17 protein-coding genes are annotated in these 23963 nt (G+C 43.6%); 10 read left to right on the top strand and 7 right to left on the bottom strand.

All coding sequences use genetic code 11. The features are described from left to right. Positions 1-7 precede the first annotated feature (7 nt). Positions 8-808: a hypothetical protein gene (locus AAFF35_RS13635; RefSeq protein ID WP_342333068.1), complete on the bottom strand. Its 801-nt coding sequence runs from the start codon at positions 806-808 to the stop codon at positions 8-10. An 11-nt stretch (positions 809-819) separates the two neighbouring features. Then, positions 820-1383 carry a GNAT family N-acetyltransferase gene (locus AAFF35_RS13630; RefSeq protein WP_342333067.1) on the bottom strand — a complete coding sequence of 188 codons (564 nt, stop codon included), beginning with the start codon at positions 1381-1383 and terminating at the stop codon, positions 820-822. 130 nt (positions 1384-1513) lie between these two features. Between AAFF35_RS13630 and AAFF35_RS13625 the strand changes: the two genes are divergently transcribed. The 4 genes from AAFF35_RS13625 (at position 1514) to cysC (ending at position 8598) form a co-directional block, all read left to right on the top strand. Then, the gene (locus AAFF35_RS13625) at positions 1514-1882 is read left to right on the top strand and encodes a hypothetical protein (RefSeq protein WP_342333066.1); all 369 of its coding nucleotides are present in this window, start codon (positions 1514-1516) and stop codon (positions 1880-1882) included. A 196-nt stretch (positions 1883-2078) separates the two neighbouring features. Then, positions 2079-3218, top strand: coding sequence for an efflux RND transporter periplasmic adaptor subunit (locus AAFF35_RS13620; RefSeq protein ID WP_342333065.1), 1140 nt, complete (start codon positions 2079-2081; stop codon positions 3216-3218). A gap of 73 nt (positions 3219-3291) precedes the next feature. Further along, entirely contained in the window at positions 3292-7839 is a 4548-nt protein-coding gene (locus AAFF35_RS13615) for an efflux RND transporter permease subunit (RefSeq protein WP_342333064.1), read from the top strand. Between the two features lie 207 nt (positions 7840-8046). Continuing rightward, the gene (cysC, locus tag AAFF35_RS13610; RefSeq protein WP_342333063.1) at positions 8047-8598 is read left to right on the top strand and encodes an adenylyl-sulfate kinase; all 552 of its coding nucleotides are present in this window, start codon (positions 8047-8049) and stop codon (positions 8596-8598) included. On the opposite strand, the gene cysQ is transcribed toward cysC, so the two are convergent. The 5 genes from cysQ to AAFF35_RS13585 all read right to left on the bottom strand — a co-directional run bounded on the left by cysQ (position 8595) and on the right by AAFF35_RS13585 (position 13481). Next, on the bottom strand, positions 8595-9359 hold the full coding sequence (gene cysQ / locus AAFF35_RS13605; RefSeq protein WP_342333062.1) for a 3'(2'),5'-bisphosphate nucleotidase CysQ: 765 nt from the start codon (positions 9357-9359) through the stop codon (positions 8595-8597). The genes cysC and cysQ overlap by 4 nt on opposite strands. A gap of 10 nt (positions 9360-9369) precedes the next feature. Continuing rightward, positions 9370-10377 carry a sulfotransferase gene (locus tag AAFF35_RS13600; protein ID WP_342333061.1) on the bottom strand — a complete coding sequence of 336 codons (1008 nt, stop codon included), beginning with the start codon at positions 10375-10377 and terminating at the stop codon, positions 9370-9372. A 6-nt stretch (positions 10378-10383) separates the two neighbouring features. Next, positions 10384-11616, bottom strand: a complete 1233-nt coding sequence (gene chrA / locus AAFF35_RS13595) for a chromate efflux transporter (RefSeq protein ID WP_342333060.1) — start codon at positions 11614-11616, stop codon at positions 10384-10386. 66 nt (positions 11617-11682) lie between these two features. Beyond that, positions 11683-12285 (bottom strand): DUF2306 domain-containing protein, encoded by a 603-nt coding sequence (locus tag AAFF35_RS13590; RefSeq protein ID WP_342333059.1) that lies wholly within the window; start codon positions 12283-12285, stop codon positions 11683-11685. Positions 12286-12374: 89 nt separating this feature from the next. Next, positions 12375-13481, bottom strand: coding sequence for a helix-turn-helix domain-containing protein (locus tag AAFF35_RS13585; RefSeq protein ID WP_342333058.1), 1107 nt, complete (start codon positions 13479-13481; stop codon positions 12375-12377). Positions 13482-13553: 72 nt separating this feature from the next. Between AAFF35_RS13585 and AAFF35_RS13580 the strand changes: the two genes are divergently transcribed. From AAFF35_RS13580 to AAFF35_RS13555, 6 genes are all read left to right on the top strand, one after another. Beyond that, positions 13554-14585, top strand: coding sequence for a GntR family transcriptional regulator (locus AAFF35_RS13580; protein WP_342333057.1), 1032 nt, complete (start codon positions 13554-13556; stop codon positions 14583-14585). Positions 14586-14696: 111 nt separating this feature from the next. Beyond that, positions 14697-15776: an L-rhamnose/proton symporter RhaT gene (rhaT, locus tag AAFF35_RS13575; protein WP_342333056.1), complete on the top strand. Its 1080-nt coding sequence runs from the start codon at positions 14697-14699 to the stop codon at positions 15774-15776. Between the two features lie 23 nt (positions 15777-15799). After that, positions 15800-17920: a bifunctional aldolase/short-chain dehydrogenase gene (locus AAFF35_RS13570; RefSeq protein WP_342333055.1), complete on the top strand. Its 2121-nt coding sequence runs from the start codon at positions 15800-15802 to the stop codon at positions 17918-17920. A gap of 10 nt (positions 17921-17930) precedes the next feature. Next, on the top strand, positions 17931-19205 hold the full coding sequence (locus AAFF35_RS13565) for a TIM barrel protein (protein ID WP_342333054.1): 1275 nt from the start codon (positions 17931-17933) through the stop codon (positions 19203-19205). Positions 19206-19208: 3 nt separating this feature from the next. Further along, positions 19209-20606 carry an FGGY family carbohydrate kinase gene (locus tag AAFF35_RS13560; protein ID WP_342333053.1) on the top strand — a complete coding sequence of 466 codons (1398 nt, stop codon included), beginning with the start codon at positions 19209-19211 and terminating at the stop codon, positions 20604-20606. 216 nt (positions 20607-20822) lie between these two features. After that, on the top strand, positions 20823-23948 hold the full coding sequence (locus AAFF35_RS13555; RefSeq protein ID WP_342333052.1) for a TonB-dependent receptor: 3126 nt from the start codon (positions 20823-20825) through the stop codon (positions 23946-23948). Positions 23949-23963 lie beyond the last annotated feature (15 nt).

The following is a 23963-nucleotide window of genomic DNA, read 5'->3' as shown; positions in this document are numbered from 1 at the left end:
TCCTCATTTAAAAATTACCGAAGGTGGCCTCAACCGGCAGGCCATCTTTTGAATAACAGACCCTGACATACTCGAGCGCTGCATCTTCCGGTAAACAATAGGTCAGGTCAAATTCCCCTTGTTTATAATAGTCCAGTGCATCAAGGTTAATCATTTCCAGTTCATCTGCGGTGACAGACAATTTAACCGCAAGCTCATTTCTGGAGTTTTCATCGAATTCGGCGATCCGGTTTAAAACAAAATCAATCTCTGAAAGGCAGGTACGAAGGTCGTTGACATCATCAACATGAACTATAATAGAAAAATTGTGATCCTTAGATTGATACTCGTCAAAAGTGTAAGTACCATAGGCAAAAGTAAACTCTCCAATTCCACGTTGTGTATAGTCTGCAGTGTCTTTTTTCCTGCTGCAGTTTAAGAATGTCCAATCTATATAGCTTTCATTTACCCTACCTCCTCCCAGAGGAATCAGGTCCCACATCCGGCCAAGTTCTTCTAAATTCGCAGAAACAGATTTTCCGTCTTCAGCCATAAAAGTATAAGTTCCCTTATCCAGTGTGACACTTTTAATTTTAAAACCAGCAGGGACATAGAAACTGGAAGCTCCTCCAGGGTAACCGGCAAAACACTTCTGAACCTGATCAACCTCACATTCCTTGAAAATCAGAAGAGAGCTCGCACCTTGCTGCTCCCAAAAATAGAACTGATCGGCAAAGCTTTCGGCTTCTTTCCCTGCTTCAGGGTCAGCATCGCTGATCCTACCTAATAAATCAAATATTTTAGTGGTGTCCTTATCGTCAATTTTCATAAGTTACTGTTCTAAATGCCAGTCCAATCGGCTTTACTGATCTGATAAACGAAATTTAGTTTAGAGGCTTCGCCATAATAGGCAATTTCCTCTTCCCCAATTTTAACCGCATTCAGGTTTGCGATGGCTTTCTGTGAGCGGATATTTTGTGACCCGATATGGAACAGTACCTGATCAACGAATTGAAAAGCATAATCGATCATCAGCTTCTTAACAGAAGGATTGTATCCCTGACCCCAGAATTTGCGGCCAACAAAAGTGTAGCCAATAAAGACATGTTTCTTTTCCGCATCGAAATCATAATATCTGCTGCTGCCTACTACTTCTTCCGAATCCTTGTCTAAAATCAGGTAAGCACCACCCGATTCCATTGCTCCTTTAAAGAAACTTTCAAACACTGCTCTTTTGTACCGGTCTTTATTGGGGTGTTGCTCCCAGATCAGCGGATCAGAAGCGACGGCATAAAGTCGTTCAAAATCAAGATCTTGCAGGGGAACAAGCTTAACAAGCTCATTTTCCAGTATGGCCTGAAGATCGGGATGGTTGTTATTTATAGGCTGCATCTCTTTTTTCATGATTATGATTCTAAGCTACGGAAATTAAATAGTTTCCTTAAAGATGGGAACGGACTGCATTTATCATAAAAATGTCAAGACAATTATCTGCAAATAATCAGGTACCCTATTGTTATATCTTTGAAACCGTATGTTTATCAAACTATTTCATTTTCTATCGTTGTTTGCGTACCTCAACATTATTGCTTATGAAGCTGGAGACAGCTCCTTAAATCAAAAGCAGTCTACTTTTGCGGGCGACTCAGTTCTGGAATTTGTACTTGATGACTTACTCGATATTCCAATGCACAATTATGAAGACGATATAAAAATTCCGAACGAGAATTACCGTCTTTTCCATACCGGCATTTATATCTTACCTGCAATTATTGTTTTCCTTTCCTTTTTTCTATTTAAACAGATTGGAAAGCTAATTGTTGTTGAGCACCCGCTTTACAGAACAAAAAGCGTTTGTTTACCAAGTTATTACTCCCACCTTTTCAGGTTAAAACCATTCTAGGGTAAATCTTTTTATTAGTAATTTCTTATTCAGGCATTTCTTGGAGAAGCCCCGCCATTAAGTGCGGCTAAATTTCTGCGTTTCCTGAGTGCTTCAGCATTTACTAATCCTTTCAATTTCGTTTCTGTATCGAATTTCATTAAACCATTTATACATCTGGGCGTAAATCCATACGTCCACAAAAATCAGTATTGCCATGAAGGTTAATTTCTTAGCTTATTCCCCTCTTTTTGTTGCACTTGCATTTGCCAGCTGTACCTCTTCTGAAAGTAAAGAACCTGCGACCGCCGACAAGTCCAAACCTGTACCTGTTGCTGCGATCCACGTTTTAGACACCACGATTTACAAAGAATATATTGCCGATATACAGGCGGTAAAAAATGTAGAAGTCCGGTCCCGTTTATCCGGATTCCTGGAGAAAATCTATGTAGAAGAAGGCTCCGCCGTTAAGGAAGGACAGGTTTTGTTTAGAATAAACGACGAAGAATATAAAGCGGAACTCAGTAAAGCAGACGCGGTGTTAAACAATGCAATAGCAGATGCAAAGACGGTTGAGTTAGAGCAGCAGAGAACGAAATTGCTGGTAAAAAACAACATTGTTTCCAAGACAGAACTCGACCTTGCAGCAGCCAAAGTTAAAGCCGCAGAATCACGTATCGCCGAAGCCAGGTCCGTCCTGCGTTATGCGAAATCCAGGTTGTCCAATACTTTGATCAAATCCCCTTTCAGTGGTCGCATTGACCGATTGCCATTAAAAGCAGGCAGCCTATTGGAGGAAGGATCCCTCCTGACCTCCGTATCTGACCTAAGCGCTGTAAATGTCTATTTCTCGATTACGGAGAAAGAGTATTTAAACATTGCCAGTGATGCAGGATACGCGAAAAACAGCTTTAAGAAACAAGTTAAACTGACCCTTGCGGATGGTGCGGTGTATCCCTTTGCAGGTCAGGCTAAATTTGCGGAAAGTGAATTCGCCAGTCAGACGGGCTCTCTTTCTTTAAAAGCGAATTTCCCGAATCCTGAGGGTTTATTAAAACACGGTGCTTCCGGCAAAATCAGTGTTCCTATAGAAACCGGAGAAATCCTTGCGGTTCATCAGAAATCTGTGTTTGAGATTCAGGACAGAACTTATGTTTACGTTCTGGGAGCCGATAACAAGATTAAAATGACTGCTTTCCAGGCCGGACAAAGAGTAGGACACTATTACATTGTCAGCGCTGGCCTAAGCAAATCAGACAAAATTGTCTTTGAAGGCACCCAAAGTCTGCGTGACGGAATTCAGATTAAACCCATCGGCCTTAACATAAAAGGCGCTAACCCAATTGCTAAAAACTAAACATTTTCCCAATTCAACTTGCATTTATTGCAGATAAGCCCATGCGGGATACCTGCATAAATCCTATATAATTATGTTTGAACAATTCATAAAACGACCGGTATTGTCGCTGGTCATATCGCTTTTTATTACCCTCCTCGGGCTGCTGGCCTTATTTACGCTGCCGGTAACCCAGTTTCCGGACATTGTGCCTCCTTCTGTGGTGGTCACCGCAAACTATACCGGGGCCAATGCGGAAGTAAGCACGAATGCCGTTGCGATCCCTTTAGAAAGAGCCATCAATGGTGTGGCGGGAATGACCTATATGAGTTCCGTATCCACCAACAATGGAACCACCTTAATTCAGGTTTTCTTTAAGGTAGGTACAGACCCGGATATTGCCGCTGTAAACGTGCAGAACCGGGTAACGACCGTACTGGACGAATTACCTGAAGAGGTCATTAAAGCTGGGGTAACCACGGAGAAAGAGGTAAACAGTATGCTCATGTACCTGAACATCTACAGTGATGACAAGTCTGCAGATGAACGCTTTATTTACAACTTCACCGACATTAACATCCTGAAAGAACTCAAGCGTATTGAAGGGGTTGGTTTTGCCCAGATTATGGGTTTGAGGGATTATGCGATGCGTGTTTGGCTGAAGCCCGACCGCCTGGCCGCGTATAAAATCTCCAGTGACGATGTCATTGCCGCTTTAAGAAAACAAAATGTAGAGGCTGCGCCGGGACAAACGGGAATCGGATCTGATAAATCGATCAATATGCAGCAATATGTATTGCGTTATCCGGGCAAGTTTTCTGAGGCAGAAGAGTATAAGAACATTCCAATCAGGGCAAATGCAGACGGTTCCATTATCCGGATCAAAGACATTGCTGATGTAGAGTTTGGGTCATTGGATTATGAGATGGTTTCCAAAACTGATGGCAGGCCTTCTGCTTCCATTATGATGAAACAGCTTCCCGGTTCAAATGCACAGGAAGTGATCAAAAATGTGAAAGAGAAGATGGCGGCATTACAGGAAAACTCTTTTCCTCCGGGCATGAAATACACGATGGGTTATGATGTATCGCGTTTCCTTGATGCTTCGATTTCCAGTGTATTGATTACCCTATTGGAGGCCTTTGTATTGGTCTTTATAGTCGTGTTCATCTTCTTACAGGACTTCCGCTCTACGTTAATTCCCGCATTGGCCGTTCCGGTATGTCTGATCGGCGCCTTATTTTTTATGCAGATGCTGGGTTTCTCCATTAACCTGCTCACCCTGTTTGCCCTGGTACTCGCGATAGGTATCGTCGTCGATAACGCCATTGTAGTGGTCGAAGCAGTCTATGCCAAGATGGAAGAAGAACACCTGCAGCCTATGGAAGCGACCATTGCTGCGATGAAAGAGGTAGGTAAACCCGTGGTGGCCATCACACTGGTGATGTCGGCGGTATTTATTCCTGTAGCTTTCCTTTCTGGTCCGGTGGGTATTTTCTACAGACAATTCTCTTTAACACTGGCATCGGCAATTATCATTTCCGGAATCAACGCTTTGACGCTCACTCCTGCCCTATGTGCCATCATTCTCCGCTCTCCGCATGATAAACCGGAGGCAAAAGGCTGGATGGCCAGATTTTTTGCGGTCTTCAATAAAGGCTACAACAAAATGGCCGGAGGGTATAAAAACCTGCTGGGAAGAATCGCGGGAAGAAGAATACTCACTTTCGGCTTGCTCATCGTCTTTTTTGTCACCACCTGGGGAATGAGCAGTATCCTGCCCTCTGGCTTTATTCCAACCGAAGATCAGGGAATGATCTATGTGAATGTAACGACACCTCCCGGGGCAACGGTAGACAGAACGGAAAGTGTACTCAATGAAATTGATGCGATTAGCCGCAAGATGAAAGCGGTAGAAACGGTTTCCACCCTCGCGGGATATAGTATCGTGAACGAAGTTTCGGGCGCTTCCTACGGGATGGGAATGATCAATCTCGTGGCCTGGGACAAAAGAAAAGAATCCGTAACTGAAATGATCGGGAACCTGAAAAAGGCGACTGCACATATCATGGACGCGGAAATAGAGTTTTTCCCTCCGCCAACGGTACCTGGCTTTGGTAACTCTTCCGGCTTTGAACTGCGTCTCTTAGATAAAACAGGGACCGACGACCTCAACAAGACCTCAGAGGTGATGAAAAAGTTCATGGAAGATTTAAAAGCCACACCGGAGATTGGGAATGTTTTTACCACCTTCGATGTGAGCTTTCCGCAATACCTCATCAAGGTAGATCATGACCTCGCTGCAAAAAAAGGAATCAGCGTTGAAAATGCCATGAACACGCTTCAGACTTTAATGGGGAGTTTTTACGCGACTAACTTTATCCGTTACGGACAAATGTATAAAGTAATGGTACAGGCTGGTCCAAATTACCGGGAAAAACCGGAGGACGTATTGAATCTTTTTATCAAAAATGATAAAGAAGAGATCTTTCCTTTTTCAACTTTCATTACCATGGAACGTGTGTATGGTCCGGAGCAGATTACACGCTATAACATGTTTTCTTCCGCCATGCTCAATGGAGAAGCTACCGCCGGTTTCAGTAGCGGACAGGCGATTGAAGCCGTTGAAAAAGTGGCTAAGAAACTACCTGCAGGCTATGAAATCGAATGGTCAGGTATGACACGCGAGCAAATCCTCTCCGGAAATCAGGCACTGTATATCTTTGCCTTATGTTTGCTTTTTGTATACCTGATCCTGGCTGCACAGTATGAAAGCTTTTTGTTACCACTCCCGGTATTGCTTTCTTTACCTGCCGGTATTTTCGGAGCCTTCCTGTTCTTATGGATGTTTGGCCTGGAAAACAACATTTACGCACAGGTTGCACTGGTCATGCTCATTGGTCTGCTTGGAAAGAACGCCATCCTTATCGTGGAATATGCAATTATCAAACAACAGGAAGGTATGGGCTTTTTACAAGCCGCAATTGAGGGTTCCGTAGCCCGTTTACGTCCAATATTAATGACCTCCTTTGCTTTTGCCGCCGGACTTGTTCCTTTAATGATTGCCAGCGGTGCCGGTGCATTGGGTAACCGTTCTATCGGGACAGCAGCTGTAGGTGGAATGATTATCGGAACAATAGTTGGTGTAATTGTGATCCCTGGTCTTTATGTACTCTTCTCTTCGTTAATGAAAAAGAAGGTAAATATCACAACAAAGGCGGCAGCAGTGATTGCTGGTATCCTGCTGATCAGCAGTTGTAACCTGAAGAAAGAGCTTCCTAAACATGAACACCGAAATGCACCTTCCTCTTATGGACAAAAGACTGACACTGTAACCATTGCCAATACTCAGTGGAAGGAATTCTTTAAAGACGAACACCTGATTTCCTTGATCGATACCGCCCTGGCCAACAACACGGATATGAAACAGGCTTTGCATCATATTGAAATGGCCAAAGCTAATTTACGCATGCGTAAAGGCGCAATGCTGCCGAATTTAGACCTTGCTGTGGAGGCAGGTTTACGCAGGTACGGTTTTTATACGGTTGATGGGATTGGAAATTATGACACTAATTTCTCCGGAAATCTGAAGGACAATGAACGCTTGCCGAACCCTGTTCCGGATTATTTTGTGGGTATCAGAACTTCCTGGGAACTGGATTTATGGGGTAAGCTTAAAAACAAGAAACAGGCTGCACTGAATAAATTCCTGGCTTCTTATGAAGGACAAAAGCTGGTTCAAACGGAATTGGTCAGTAGCGTTGCAACGGCCTATTTTGAATTACTGACACTGGATGAAGAGCTTAAAATCTTAAACAGAAATATCGACCTGCAACAGAAAGGACTTCAGCTGATCGAAGTTCAAAAAGAAGCAGGTATGGCAACAGAATTGGGTGTTCAGCAGTTTAAAGCAGTTCTCGCCAATTCAAAGGCAAAAGAGCAGGAAGTCTTGCAGCAGCAGAGCCTGATGCGACACCATTTAAACTTCTTAACCGGAAGATTTGACGCCCCTATTCCACTGACAGAAAAAGGACTTGAGCCATTCATTTCTATAAGAACTTTAGATGAGGGAACCCCTTTACAAATGATCGCCCTGAGGCCAGACATCCGGCAGGCAGGACTGGAATTGATTGCCTCACAGAAAGAAGGTAAAGCCGCCAGTGCTGCATTTTTACCGGCTATTGTACTCGCACCACAGATCGGATTGCAATCCTTTGACCTGACCAAACTCTTCCAGCCTCAAACCGCTTTGGCTTACGGTTTGGTTGGTGGTTTAACAGGACCAATTTTCAATCAGCATCGCATCCGGGCGGAGTATGAAAGCTATGTTGCGGCGTATGGTATTGCCTTCCAAAACTATGAGAAGATCGTCCTGAAGGCTTACAACGAAGTACAGGATGCTTTGAAATCACAGGCATTCATTAACCAAAAAAGAATTCACATTTCTGATGAAGTGAAGGCTTTAAATGCAGCTGTTAAAGCAGCAAATATTCTTTTCTTAACCGGAAGGGTGACTTACCTGGACATCATCACGAGCCAAAGAGATGTTTTAGACGCGGAGATGAACGAAGTTCAGGCTAAGAAGCATCAGGTGCTCAACCAGCTTTCTTTATACAAGGCGCTGGGAGGCGGCTGGAAATAGCCTGTATTAACTAAAATAGATCTGTAGTATTACTGCAGATCTATTTTGCTATTAAATTGACAATTAGCACTATAAGTAACACACCATCTTCTTCTTTGAGCATCTGCCGGCCATCCCGGGAACAGGAGGACATCAGAAGAACTGAAAATTCGAATTCACCTGATGAAGTTTAGCCCAATTCCGGATTAAACACCTAAATTAGTGCTAATGAAATTAACGACACCAAAAGGAACGGTCATCTGGATGCTCGGGTTGTCCGGAGCAGGAAAAAGCACCATCTCAAATTTACTGGAAGCCCAGTTTCAAACAGAAAACATCTTTTCCATACAGCTGGATGGTGATGAACTGAGGAAAGGTTTAAATAAAAACCTTGGTTTCAGCATGGAAGACCGTGCAGAAAACATCAGAAGAGCCGCTGAAACTGCCAGAATTATGGCTGCTAAAGGTGTCGTTGTGATCTGTTCCTTTATTACTCCTTTAAATGCGCACCGGGCAATAGCCAGGGAAATACTGGGAGAAATGTATTTTGAAGTTTTTATAGATTGTCCACTCGCTGTTTGTCAGGAAAGGGATGTAAAAGGGCTTTATAAAATGGCCGGGAACAACACCATTAAGAATTTCACAGGGGTCAGCTCCGCTTTTGAAAAACCAGAAAATGCAGACCTCGTATTACTTACTGAAGATCAGACGGCGCAACAATGCTGCGATCATTTATATGCTGCTGTAAGTTCAAGAATCACCAATCTGCAATTGATCTAGCTGCGGTAACAAAAGAATCCTGGATTTAAAAGAGCAGGTTTATTGTAACAGAACTTCTCTTTTAAATTGTTCAGCATGATGGCTCCGGCACTGACTGCGATGGCTTGTCCGGCAGCAGTATCCCATTCCATGGTGGGTCCTTTTCTATAATAAATATGCGCTTTACCTTCGGCAATGAAGCAAAATTTCAGGGAACTTCCGATAGAAAGCTTATCCGTTACCGGGAATTCCTTCAGTACTTCCTCTTCCTCCGGGTCCGCATGGGAACGACTGCCTATCGCCTTCCAGTTGCTGGTTTCCTTGCTCACAAAAATACGTTCTGGATCTGCTCCAGGTATCATTTTAAAACTCCCCTCCTCCAGACTTCCATAATAAATCACATTTAATACCGGACTATAGATCACGCCCATCACCGGTTCATTATTGACCATCAAAGCAATGTTTACGGTAAACTCTCCATTGCGGCTAATAAACTCCTTTGTTCCGTCCAGGGGATCTACGCACCAGTAAACCGGCCAGTCTTTTCTAATTTCATAAGGAATATCTGCTCCTTCTTCGGACAATACCGGAATGTCCGGATGCAGGCTGGTCAATCCTTTCATGATGATCTCATGTGCAACCTGATCTGCAGCGGTTAAAGGAGAATTGTCTTTTTTTGAAGTAATCCGGAAATCCTGTGCAGGATCATGGTAAACTTTCAAAATTCCCTGACCTGCCTCGACCGCGATATCTAATATTGGTGCTATGTTTATCTTATTCATTTGATCAAATCTATGATACTTTTCTTGATTTTATTTCTTTGAGGATTTCTAATTGAGGCGCCCTGTTTTCCAGGTCACTTGCTCTGGCCATGGCCAGCGCTTCCTGCTTTAAAATGCCATTTTCTCTGTCATATTCGTTCAGGCGATCCTCCGCAATTAGGCCGGGGTCTGCTTGCGGAGCGAACCTTTCATAATGGAGTGCGGTTAGTACTGCTCCGGCAACGAGCTCAAAAATATTGAGATCGTCTCCTTTAAATTCTTTTAAGAACTTCCCGGTATTGTTACTGATAATGGGCTTTTCCAGGTTACTCCACATCTCGCCAGCTGCGGCAGTCTGCTTTGAGGTTTTGGAATCGTGAAACTGTAACATGTCCGACTGGTATTCAATGTCCAGAAACAGACAAAGTTTGCGGATCTCTGCTTCAGGTGTGGTAATCAGGCTTTCATAATTGAGCGAAAAGAAACGATCAGCCGGCAAAATTTCCCTTAAGCGGATACAAGCTTCCTGGTCTTTCTTCCATTGCTGTGCAAGGTGATAAATGTGTTTCTCCCCCACAATGGCTTTTTTAAAAGAACAGGCTACATCCCTGCCGTCTCTATACAGAAAAATATATTTCGGACGAAGTCCAAAAGCCTCCATCTCTGTTGCATAATGTACATTGGACATGCTTTTACAACACCAGTATCTTGCATTTTTAGCGATGGCTGCCTGTTCATAAATCAACCTGTTTAAAGTAAATAAATGGTAAGTCTCAGACTGATCAAAAAGCTGTTCTTCATCCAGAACCACTCCATCCCAGGGTACCGGATTGACATGGACATAAGCGACCACATCTTTTACCAGCCTGCGGTAAGCAAGGGCGTCTAAGGTTCCATAGGAATCCAACAGTGGCATAAAAGTAACGAGGATATGCGGTGGATGCGGTGAGGCAATCTCCGCAGACTGATCCAGAATCACCCTTAACAGATTAGATCCCGACCTTTGGGTTCCTATGATTTGTATTCCATTATTTAACATATGGTTTTAGATGGTTTTAAAATTTGTATGAAAATGAAGCAATACTCCCAGCATCAAGGCCATCAGGATTAAGTATACCGGATTAAATTTAAACCGGAAACTTAATATAAAAGCAGCCAGAGATAAGACAATGCTCAGTGGTGTATAGGCCACAGAAAGGAATAGCTTGATGGCCGAGACGAGGATCATCCCAACCACCACCGGTTTGATACCTGCCAATGCATTTTTCATCAGCAAAGAATCTACATTTTCCTTGAATATCTTCGCAGCAATGATCATCAGAATAGCCGACGGTAAAAAGATGGCGGTAGTTGCCAATAATGCTCCGGCAATGCCTGCCAGTTTATATCCTGTAAAAAAGGCGCTCACCAGGATCGGTCCCGGAGTAAGCTGACTAAAGGCGATACTGTCTATAAATTCCTGATTGCTTAGCCACTTTAATTCTGTAACAAAAAGAGATTGCATGATCGGGATCATGACATAGCCTCCTCCAAAAAGAGATAAGCTAACGCCGGAAAACACCGCAATGATCTTTACCAGAATCTGGTCTCCAAATTTGTAAATACCCGAGATAAAAGACAGGTACAAAAGCGCAAGTGCAGTTAGGCCTGCTTTGGCACCAAGATTTAATTTCTTCCATTTAAAACCGGGATCAACTGCCATTGAGTTGCCCTGTCCAAGCTTAAATGCGATCCCGCTTAGCCCTCCAATCAACATCAACAGCAGAATAATGAAATATCCTTTTACAAAAGAAAGCAGCGCTATAGAAAGCAGGCATAAAGCCAATTTGCTATAGTTGCCCTTTACTTCCTTTAAGAAGATATTTAAGCCTGTGCTCAGTATAATGGCACTTACTGCGGCTACGGTATAGACCATAATACCCGATAGGCCTTTTACATGGATATAGTTGAAATAACACCAGGAAAGCACATACATTAGCATACATGCCGGTAGTAATACGCCCAGCATGCTCACTGCAAGTCCGGATTTACGCTGCAGGTGATAACCGATATAGGCCACCACGTTGACTGCTAAAGGTCTGGGCAATAAACTGGCTATGCTTACCGCATTTAAAAGTTCCTCGCGACTGATACGTCCATCTTTCTCTATCATTTCTTTCTCAACCACAGCGATTAAAGCCATGTGGCCCCCAAAGGAAACACATCCGATTTTCAGGAAAGTAAAGAAAAGATAAGTTAAAACGTTAGGCTTCTCTATCGGATCGTTAAGGGTATTCATTTTATTTCCTTTAAGATGCCAAAATACTCTTTTTCATCTAATTGAATGCGCTCCTCCTGCTCAGTTTTAATTTACCCGCCTTGCCAGGAAAAAAGCAACGATCAAATTTGGAATCCAGGCCCACCAGGCCACTATCATATAAGCGGTTGTATAATCGCCAATGACGACTATCAGCAGCGGTAACCACAATCTTAGCGTGACTGCTGCAAAGCAAAGTGCATAGCTATAGATCATCATTCTCCGATGTTGTTCCAGATTTCTATTCCTGATGCTCAGGTAAGCCCTGAGTGTCGTATAAAACCAGATGATTCCGAGACAGATAAAGCCGAAAGCCGACCAAAAGCCTCCCACGACAAACATCGCGATATAAAGACTTGAAACCGCACTTAATAACACCGATACTACGTACACTTTCCCTATTTTCCGGTGCAGCATCAGGTGTTGATTTCGATGTTTTGAATGGAATTGGATCCAGCCAATCAACAAGGCAATTCCGCCAAGAATGATATGGGTATAAAATACATAGTCCCAGAGGACATGCACCATCAGGAAATCCGGCTTTGCTCCAATCACCTCCGGTTTTCTGGTGATCAGAAAATACTTGACTGGATACAATCCAAAAACTACGGACAAAACCGCGAATAAAACCCATAAAATCTTTTTTCTCATTTCAATACCTGATTAAATCCCTGTAAAGATGTCCTCCGTTGCGTTACAAAGCGCTCCACCCTATAAGGTGATACACATTTGTGAATTAGCTAAAGGTCTTGTAAGTGTATTTTCTGCTGTTTCAGATAAAGAGTTGGCGCCAGTCCTGTAGATTTTTTAAAGTTCCTGTTGAAGGAAGATTTGGAGTTGAAGCCTACTTCGAAGGCCAGAAAAAGTAAAGTATATCTTTGGTTCTCCGGCAAAATAACGATTGCTTTAAACTCATCGACCCGCTGGTCGTTGATGTAATCGTAAAAATTTCTATGCTCCATCGTATTAATCACCTGAGATAAAGCATGAGCATGTACGTTTAGTCGCTGGGCCAGTTCAGTCAATTTTATTTCAGGATCTTTGAAGAGTTTTTCTTCCTTCATTAATTGTTGTAAGCGTCCATGTATCTCTAATAAAGCGGCTTCTCCCAGACTGGATTTCTGGTATTTTATTTTATCAGGATCATCCTGCGCTTCTACCACTTCTGCTGTCTGGGGCAGCACTTTATTGGTAAAGATGCCCACCTGTTTCACTCCAAAATATCCGATAAACAGAATGAATATATCCACTAATGTGAAGGTAGAAATATCATTTCCAAAGAGTACGGACAACCAAATGATACCTAATCCAATGATCAGGTAAGTCAACCAGTTCAAATCAATCTTCTCCAGCGCAGAGAATCGTTCAGGTATATTTTTACGATGCCGGTGTAATAGCAACAAACACATCCCCACATAGCTTAAACCAGACAAAAGGATGGCAAACCGTATGATTGTGGTCAGGGTAGTATAGCCAATTCCCTGATTTTGATAGACCTGAATTTTCTCTGCTGACGATAAAAGAAAAAAATGGGATAAGATCATATATCCCAGAATTACCGGAATAAAATGAAAGAACCAATGTAATTTCCTGATCCTGGTATCGGTCAGCGATACCGTGTACAAATACAGAAAAGGACCATGAAAGAGTGGCATGGGAATCTCCAGACCAAGAAAATAAGGAAATTTAAAAAAATCTCCGGAGATCCGCAGGTAGTAGGAAATTAAGTGAATAGCGATTAAGAACAACCAGATGGCCAGAATTCCGTCGGCTTTAGATTTACCTTTTTTAGTAAACAGAAGCGTCGAAAGAAATAAGGAAATGATGATTCCTATAATGTGCAGCATTAGCTATAAAAAATATTGGGGTAAATATAGATCAAGATTACTGCAAATCTGTACATTGCTTTTTTTTTAGCCATGAAAACCGAAACTTTTTTTGATTTCATCCATGTTGATGAGTATTCCGCAACGCCTAAATACCTCCAGCTTTCAGACGCCATCATTAAATCTGTTGAGCTTGGAAAGTTAAAAAAAGAGGCCCTGCTCCCATCCATAAATGAATTAAGCTATAAACTGGAGATCTCCAGAGATACCGCGGAAAAGGGTTATAAATACCTGAAGTCTATCGGAGTGATCAACTCGGTTCCAGGCAAAGGGTATTACATCAGCAGTACCGATGTAAAGAGAAAGTTAAAGGTATTTTTGCTGTTCAATAAACTCAGCGCCCATAAAAAAATAGTATACGATGCTTTCATCAATGCACTGGGCGATGATGTATCTGTAGATTTTTACATCTATAACAATGATCTGACACTTTTTAAGCGCTTTCTAAGCAATAAAAAGGAGGACTATACCCATTACGTCATCATTCCTCATTTTATGGAGGGAGAAGAATATGCAAAGGAAATCATCAATGCCATTCCGAAATCAAAACTGATCTTACTGGATAAACTCATTCCTGGTATTGACGGTGATTTTGGTGCAGTGTATGAAAACTTTGAAAAGAATATTTATGAGGCATTGGAGCAGGCTTTGAAACCTTTGAGTAAATACCACACCTTGAAGATCATTTTTCCGGAGCCCGGTTATTTCCCCAATGAAATTCTGGATGGATTTCACCGTTTTTGTCAGCAGTACGCCTTTTCCCATCAGGTGGTTAGCGATATTTCTACCGAACCGATCAATGAAGGAGAAGTATTTATCAATTTAATGGAAGATGACCTTGTTATTTTGCTGGAACGAATGATCGATATGAACTATAAGATCGGCAAAAACGTAGGTGTCATCTCCTACAACGAAACTCCATTGAAAAAGATCTTGTTAGATGGCATCACGACCATCTCTACCGATTTCAAATTTATGGGCGCTGTAGCTGCAGAACTGATACATGATCAATCAAGAAGACATATAGAAATTCCTTTTTATTATACCAAAAGAGCTTCCTTATAAAGCATCCTGATCGTTTTCCCGGGAAAAACAGGATGGTACAGGACAGTTGATCCTCGCAACTTACATAAATTAGGGCCATTAAAACTAAACCATTTATAGCCCAAAATCGTTATGCAGGTAATTCTCGGTGTCATTTTCCATTTTACAGGAGGTTTTGCCTCAGGTAGCTTTTACATTCCTTATAAAAAAGTGAAGGGCTGGGCCTGGGAAAGTTACTGGATTGTAGGCGGGCTTTTTTCCTGGCTCATCATCCCTCCCCTTGCTGCGTACCTGACGATCGCAGATTTCCCGGCCATCATTGCCGCAACTCATGGAAAAATCCTACTCCTTACCTATTTTTTTGGTGTCTTATGGGGCATAGGCGGACTAACCTACGGATTGGGGGTGAGGTACCTGGGCGTTTCGCTTGGCAGCTCCATCATCCTTGGTTTATGCTCTGTTTTTGGCGCACTGATTCCTTCTATTTATTATAACTTCGAGCCTAAAGCCGGAAAAGACAGCTTCAGCGATATGCTGAACAGCCAATGGGGACAAATGGTCTTGCTGGGACTGTTGATTTGCGTTCTGGGCATCATCATTTGCGGTAAAGCCGGAGGAATGAAAGAAAAAGACCTCATCGCTGCCGGAAAAACTGACCCTTCCAATAAAGAATATAAGCTGGGTTTGGGCTTGATCTTATCCTTTGTATCCGGAATACTCAGTGCCTGCTTTGCCTTTGGCATCGATGCAGGTAAAGACATGGCCCATCAGGCCAATGAAATCTGGAAAAGTACACATCCCAATGAGGGAGAATTCCTTTTCCAGAACAACGTGACCTATATCCTCATTTTATGGGGTGGATTAACTACTAATCTGATCTGGTGCATGGTACTGAACTTCCGCAATAAAACCTTTAAAGATTATACGAATAAAAACACTCCACTGCTGGCAAATTATGCCTTTTCGGCACTGGCCGGTACCACCTGGTTTTTACAATTCTTTTTCTATGGAATGGGAGAAAGTAAACTCGGAAACGGCGCCAGCTCCTGGATCCTGCACATGGCATTTATTATTCTTGTCGCCAATGTATGGGGCCTGGTGCTCAAAGAATGGACGGGAGTAAAAAGAAAAACCCTGACGACGGTCATCCTGGGAATAACGATCATTATCTTGTCTGTAGTGATCGTCGGATATGGAAATTCTATCAAATAAAAACAAAATAACTACTGGAATTTATGAATTCTCGAACAACTGATTTTAAACATGTCAGCCATTTATGGGATGATGCAAAGGCAGCTGAACTGGCCGGAGATGAAATCGCATTACTGATCTACCGTTCAAATTTACTGGGTGCAGACCTGCGCCTAACCAATTATGGAGGTGGCAATACCTCCTGTAAGGCGATCACCAAACACCCCTTAACCGGGGAATATACCGAAGTAATGTGGGTTAAGGGATCCGGGGGGGATATCGGAACCCTTAAAAAGAGTGGTCTTGCAGCCTTATATGTAGATCAGCTGAGAAACCTGAAAAACATCTACCGGGGATTAGCATATGAGGATGAAATGGTGGCCCTATTTAACCACTGTATCTATGACCTCGAATCAAAGGCCCCTTCTATCGACACGCCATTACACGGCTTCTTACCCTTTGCCCATATAGACCATTTACATCCGGATGCCGCCATCGCTATTGCAGCAGCGGCAGATGGGGAGCAAATTACAAGAGAATTGTTTAATGGAACGGTGGGTTGGGTACCCTGGCAAAAACCAGGCTTTGAACTGGGCCTTCAATTGCGCAAATGCTTGGATGAAAACCCTGGAATCCGAGGCATTATGCTGGGTTCACATGGCCTGTTTACCTGGGGAGATACCGCCCATGAATGCTATATCAATACATTGGAGGTGGTGGAAAAATGTTCGGAATATTTGGAATCTGCTTACGGCAAAAAAGGACCTGTATTCGGCGGACAAAAGATCGGGGCTTTAATACAGGACCTGCGTTTAAAACAAGCCTCGCTGATTGCCCCTGTGTTGAGAGGCTTCTGCTCAAATGAAAGACATATGGTTGGCCATTTTACTGATGATGCCCGTGTATTGGAATTTATCAATTCCAATGACCTGGAGCGTTTGGCTCCTATGGGAACGAGTTGCCCTGACCATTTTTTACGGACCAAAATCAGTCCCCTGGTTTTGAAACTGGACGCGAATGAAAACCTCAGTGATTTGAAAGCCCTTCAGGCGAAACTGGAACCTGAATTTGAAGCGTACCGGCAAATGTATGCGGAATATTATCAGTCTTGCAAACGCGAGGATAGTCCCGCAATTCGTGACGCCAATCCTGTCATTATTTTATATCCTGGAATTGGCCTGTTTTCTTTCGCGAAGGATAAACAGACGGCAAGAGTTGCCGCCGAATTTTACACCAATGCCATCAATGTAATGAAAGGTGCGGAAGCCATTTCCAAATACACATCATTACCAAAACAGGAAGCCTTTAATATAGAATACTGGTTGCTGGAAGAAGCAAAGTTACAGCGAATGCCCGAACCGAAAGCCCTTAGCGGAAAAATCGCCCTGATTACCGGCAGTGCAGGTGGGATTGGAAAAGCAATTGCCCGGAAATTCATCAATGAAGGTGCTTGTGTGGTCATCAATGACAATGATGCCGCGCGACTGGCAAATGCAGAAGAAAGTTTTAAAGCTGAATTCAGTAAAGATGCCTATGCCACTGTTTTGCTGGATGTAACCAATGCCGATGCCATTCGTCATGCATTTGAATACGCTGGTTTAGCATTTGGCGGCGTAGACATCGTAGTCAACTGCGCAGGAATATCCATCTCCAAACCCATCGAAGAGCATACCGAAAAAGATTGGGACCTCTTGTACGACATCCTCGTCAAAGGCCAGTTCCTGGTTACACAGGCAGGTGTCGAAATTCTGAGAAAACAGGCTATCGGCGGTGATGTCATCAACATCGTGAGCAAGAATGCGTTGGTTTCCGGGCCAAATAATGCGGGCTACGGTTCTGCAAAAGCGGCCCAGCTACACCTGAGCAGATTAAATGCGGCAGAACTGGGTGCAGATCATATCCGCGTAAATACGGTTAATCCCGATGCAGTCATCTCGGATAGCAAAATCTGGGAAGGCGCCTGGGCTGAAGGAAGAGCAAAGGCTTATGGAATTACCGTAGCAGAGTTGCCAGCGTTCTATGCAAAGCGTACCTTACTTAACGAAATGATCCTGCCTGAAGACATTGCAAATGCCTGCTTTGTTTTTGTAGGTGGATTGATGAACAAATCAACCGGAAATGTATTAAATGTAGATGGTGGCGTTGCCAACGCCTTTTTACGTTAAAAAATAGATTATGAAATTAGAACCAAATCAAATTGCCTCACATAATGAGCGTTTACTTTCCAAACACCAACAGAAACTGGATTTCGCAATACAGGAGATCCAAAATTCAGAAGATATCCTGCAGAAAATCAGCGATTTTCAGATCGGAATCCCAAGTTGGGCTTTAGGAACTGGCGGGACTCGTTTTGGCAGATTTTCCCTTGGAGGTGAACCTGGAAATATAGAAGAAAAGCTCGCGGACATTGGCTTGCTTCATCAGCTGAATGCTTCCAGTGCTGCAGTTTCCCTGCACATTCCATGGGATACCACAACGAATGTACCTGCGATAAAAGCACTGGCAGCGGAGTATGGCCTACACTTTGACGCGATGAATTCCAATACTTTTCAGGATCAGCGCGATCAGCAACATAGTTATAAATTTGGCTCCCTGCAACATGTCAATAAGGAAGTCAGAAAACAAGCCATTGCACATAATATTGAGGTGATCCGCCAGGGTGTAGAACTGGGTTCAAATGCGCTGACCATCTGGTTAGCAGACGGTTCCTGCTTCCCCGGACAGCTGAACTTCAGAAAGGCTTTTGAAAACACACTGGAAAGCCTTCAGGAAATATATGCCGCTTTACCGGCAGACTGGAAAGTATTTGTGGAATATAAGGCTTTCGAACCTAATTTCTATTCGACCACAGTTGGCGACTGGGGCCAGTCCTTGTTATACGCCAATAAACTCGGCCCTAAGGCCTTTACCTTAGTCGACCTTGGACATCACCTGCCAAATGCAAATATTGAGCAAATCGTGTCCCTGCTGCTGATGGAAGGAAAGCTCGGCGGTTTCCATTTTAACGATTCAAAATATGGGGATGATGACCTGACTGCGGGTTGTATGAAACCTTATCAGTTGTTCCTGATCTTCAATGAACTGGTGGAAGGAATGGACCAACGCGGGATGAACCACAAGAACGACCTTGCCTGGATGATCGATGCTTCACACAATGTAAAAGATCCGCTGGAAGACCTGCTTCAGTCGGTAGAGGCAATCATGATTGCTTATGCGCAGGCCCTTTCTGTAGACCGCATAGCCTTGGTACAGGCGCAACAGGAAAACGATGTGGTCCGTTGTCAGGAAATACTGCAACAGGCTTTCAGAACAGACGTACGCCCATTGGTTGCAGAGGCACGTTTACGTGCTGGCGCAGCTTTATCGCCTTTAGCCCTATACAGAGAAACTGAGGTCCGTAAAGAACTGATCAAAAACCGCGGCAATAAAACCATAGCTACAGGATTATAATTAATGGGACAAAAAAACAAACCGGTTCCTGTAATTGCCATCTTTGATGTAGGCAAAACGAACAAGAAATTGTTCCTGTTTGACGAGCAATACCAAATCGTCTTTGAAAGAACCGCCAGATTTACCGAGACTGTGGATGAGGACGGTGATCCCTGTGAAAACCTGGAAAGCCTGCGGCTCTCGGTATTTGACTCTCTGAGAGAAGTTTTTAAAAAAGAGGAATTCGAGGTCAAATCCATCAATTTCACCACTTATGGAGCGAGCCTGGTCTACATCGATAAAGATGGACAACCTTTGGCGCCTTTATATAACTACCTGAAATCCTATCCTGAAGAACTAAAATCTCAATTTTATGCGAGTTACGGAGGCGAAGAAGCATTTTCCAACACCACGGCCTCCCCTGTTCTTGGGAGCTTGAATTCCGGCTTACAGTTATATCGGATTAAACACGAAAAACCAGCGCTTTTTAAACAGATAAAATATGCACTTCATTTGCCTCAATATTTAAGTTATCTGATCTCTGGAGCGCTTTATTCTGACCTCACCAGCATTGGTTGTCATACTGCATTATGGAATTTCAAAACACAGAACTACCATGAATGGGTTAAAGCAGAGGGTATTCTGGATAAGTTGGCCCCTATTGCGCCTTCAGACCATGTGATGCCTGCTGCTTTTCCAGGAAACAATTATGCCGTGGGCATCGGATTCCATGACAGTTCAGCAGCGCTGATCCCCTACCTGATCAATTTTCAGGAGCCTTTTATCCTATTGTCTACCGGAACCTGGTGTATCAGTTTGAATCCATTTAATTCGAGTCCGTTAACGGTAGAAGAACTCCAGAACGATTGCCTGTGTTATCTTCAGTTTGAGGGTAAACCGGTAAAAGCTTCCCGTGTTTTTGCTGGTTACGAACATGAACAGCAGGTAAAACGGATTGCTGCTCATTTTGGTGCAGACGTGATCAGCTACCGCCATGCTGCTTTTGATCCGGGAATCATCGAACTCCTAAGGAAGAACGGTAAACCGGAACCAGAACCCGGATCAGAAACCATAAAGGAGTCCCGTTTTTCCAAAAGAAACCTATCCGACTATGCCACAGATATCATTGCCTATCATCAGCTCATGCTAGACCTGGTAGATCAGCAGCGCCAGGCGACACAAAGGGTATTAAAGGGAACTAAAGTAAAGCGAATTTTCGTGGATGGAGGCTTTAGCAAAAATGCCATATTTATGAATTTATTATCGGCCTCTTTTCCTGAACTTGAAGTATTTGCTGCTTCCATGGCGCAGGCTACGGCAGTTGGTGCTGCGCTTGCCATCCACAAGTCATGGAATACCAAACCCTTGCCAAACGACATTATACAACTCAAGTTTTATTCGGCGGCGCAACACCATTATTAATTCCGCCTCCCCGAAGACCTGACCTATCTTTCTGTAAAAGAGCCAACCGGCTCTTTTTTTTATGCCCTTTTCTTTTGAAAAGAACTCGCCTTCCATACAGGACGGTGCAGGTTGCCGGCGCAATTCGGATATACGAGATTAGCTAATAAATCCCCATTTAAACATAAAGTAAAACGTTAAAATGAACAAAAACTTACTAAACCAAATCCAAGCATTATGAGCAAAAAAAATCTAATCGGCCTATCTAAAAAAGGAATAGGCCTGATGTGCTGTCTGTGTTTTCTCAGCAGCTTCATCTATGCACAGAATTTAAAAATTACGGGAAAGGTGACAGACCTTAGCGATGGAGGAGCGCTTCCAGGTGTATCCGTTAAAGTTAAAAACACCACAACAGGAACGGTGACCAATACCGGCGGGGCATTTGCGCTGGAAGCACCCAAAGGAGCAGTCCTTGTTTTCAGCTATATTGGTTATGCGAGCAAAGAATTAACCATAGCAGACAACAGCCAGATCAATGTAGCGCTTTCTGCACAGAATGACCAGTTGTCTGAGGTGATCGTGATCGGTTATGGTACGACTCAGAAAAAGGACCTGACCGGCTCCGTTTCCAGCATTTCGGCTTCGCAGATCAAAGACTTGCCGGTAAGTTCTATCGATCAGAAAATGATCGGCCAAATTGCCGGTGTTCAGATCAGTACACCTACCGGTGCGCCGGGTGGTGGCGTGAACATACAGGTCAGGGGTGCCGGCTCCATCGGTGCAACCAACAGCCCTTTATTTGTGGTAGATGGCTTCGCGATCTCCAATACCGGAGGTCAGAGTTACAACCCGCTGAACGTACTTAGCCCTGATGATATTGAATCAGTTACCGTTTTAAAAGACGCTTCTTCCACTGCAATATATGGGTCAAGAGGCTCAAACGGTGTGATTGTCATCACCACAAAAAAAGGAAAAACAGGCGCCCCGGTGGTCAGCGTGAACAGCTATATCGGTAGTCAGCAGGTCCCTCAAAAAGGCAGACCGAAAGTCCTTAACGGCACAGAATATGCACAATACAGAAGAGACATCATTACCGATGACTTTGCCTCCAGAGGTTTGGTGGCCACGGACAATGATATCCCGGTAGAATTCAGAAACCCTGCTCAATACGGCGAGGGTACGAACTGGTACGATGCGGTATTGCGTACAGCAATGCAAAACAGTGTGGATGCCAGCATCAGAGGCGGAAATGAGCAAACCAAGTATTCCGCTTCCATTAACAGACTGGAGCAGGATGGAACAGTGAGGTATACAGACTATAAACGTTACTCCCTGAATTTCAACCTTCAATCCGACCTGAGTAAAAAAATTAAGGTGGGCATCAGCCTTGCCCCAAGTGGAGGCACTCAGCACAGGAGTGGATTTGAGTCCGGACAAAGAGACGTACTGACCCGTGCACTTTGGCTTAGTCCACTTGTTCCGATTACGGATGCATCGGGAAAGAGAACGGTCTTTATCACCTCCCCTGGCGCTATTGGGGCAGGAAACCCTTTAAATACCCTGGAATTTGCGGGCACTAAAGCCAATTATTTCAGAGGCCTTGCCACTGCCTTTGCCGAGTATCAGATCATTGATGGTTTAAAAGCAAAATATAGCTACAACCTTGATTATACCAACAACAGTTCCTTTGCCTTCAGCCCGACCTTTGTGATTGGCGAAACCGGAAATCAAAAACCAAACCTCTCTATTCCCGGTTCCAGTACTGCACAGAATACCACTACGAACTGGCTTTCAGAATTAACCCTTGGTTACGATAAAGCCTTCGGAAAAGACCACCGCATCAATGCAATTATAGGATATACTGCACAGCAGGAACGTTACAACGGCTATTCTTTTGGGGCAACCAACTATCCCGACGACCTGATCCAAACCATTAATGCTTCCACTTTACTCAATGGAGCAGCTGCAGGAGTAGAAAAATGGTCACTCATCTCCTACCTTGCCCGTGTAAACTACACCTTTAAAGACAGGTACATCCTTACCGGTACCATTCGATCTGATGGTTCTTCGCGTTTTGGTTCGAGTGTTCGTTATGGAACATTTCCATCAGGTGCATTTGCCTGGAGGGCTTCCGAAGAAGAGTTTCTTAAAAACGTAAAATGGATCAGCGACCTGAAGTTAAGAACGAGTTATGGCCGCACAGGTAACTTTAACATAGGCAATTATTCCTATGCCTCAGGAATAGGATCCGCAAATTATTCCTTTGGCGGACAACTCGCCAGTGGCCGTGCTTCAGGATCGATCGCGAACGAAAACCTGACCTGGGAAAAATCAGATGAATTTGATCTGGGACTGGACTTTTCTGTGTTTAACAGCAGATTGAATCTGACCGCAGATTTTTATAACCGCATTACCAGTTCCCTGCTTTTAAATGTTGAACTTCCCCTTGCCTCAGGATATTCTTCTGCTACGGTAAACCTTGGAAAAGTGAGAAACCGGGGTTTTGAATTTGGATTGACTTCCAAAAACCTGACCGGTGCATTTACCTGGAACACCAATTTTAACATCAGCTTTAACCGCAATATTGTCTTAGAACTGAACCCGGGAAATAACAATGCGGCAATTTATAGTGGCCGCAGTGGCGAAGGTAATTATACCCACATCAGTCAGGTTGGAAAACCGCTGGGGCAATTCTTCGGGTTTGTATTTGATGGCATTTACCAAAATGCAGATGAACTTGCCAGTCAGCCGAAACACAATTCTTCCATCGTAGGATCAGTAAGATATAAAGATATTGACGGCAACGGTGTGATTGAGGCGGTTAAAGATTTCACGGTTATCGGGAATGCACAACCGGATTTCAATTACGGAATCACGAATAGTTTCGGTTATCAAAATTTTGACCTGACGGTCCTGATCATCGGTTCTCAAGGCGGACAAATCATGAAAACCGGAAACGAATTCTTAACCAATATCGACGGTGTGTTCAATGTGGACCGTAAAGTATTAAACAGATTCAGATCACCCTCAAACCCAGGAGATGGCCTTTTACCTACTACCGTAAACGGTAGAACCCTATACCGTGAAGTAAATTCTCAATGGATAGAAGACGCCAGTTTTATGCGCATCCAGAACGTCACCTTAGGTTATAACTTCAAACAAAAGTTTATCAACAGCTCCAGATTCATCAAGGGGCTCCGCTTATATGGCAGCATACAGAACCTGGTTACGTTCAGCAAGTATAGCGGCGCGAATCCTCAGGCGAGCACCAACGACGGTTTTTCTGTGTTGACTCCGGGACGTGATTTTACCAGTTACCCGCTACCAAGGGTCATTACTGCCGGAATTAACATGACTTTTTAACCTTAAAAGAATTTA

This window comes from Pedobacter sp. FW305-3-2-15-E-R2A2 (assembly GCF_038446955.1).
Taxonomy (GTDB): Bacteria; Bacteroidota; Bacteroidia; order Sphingobacteriales; family Sphingobacteriaceae; genus Pedobacter.
The sequence above is the reverse complement of the archived record's forward strand: the minus strand, read 5'-3'. Positions and strand labels throughout refer to the sequence as shown.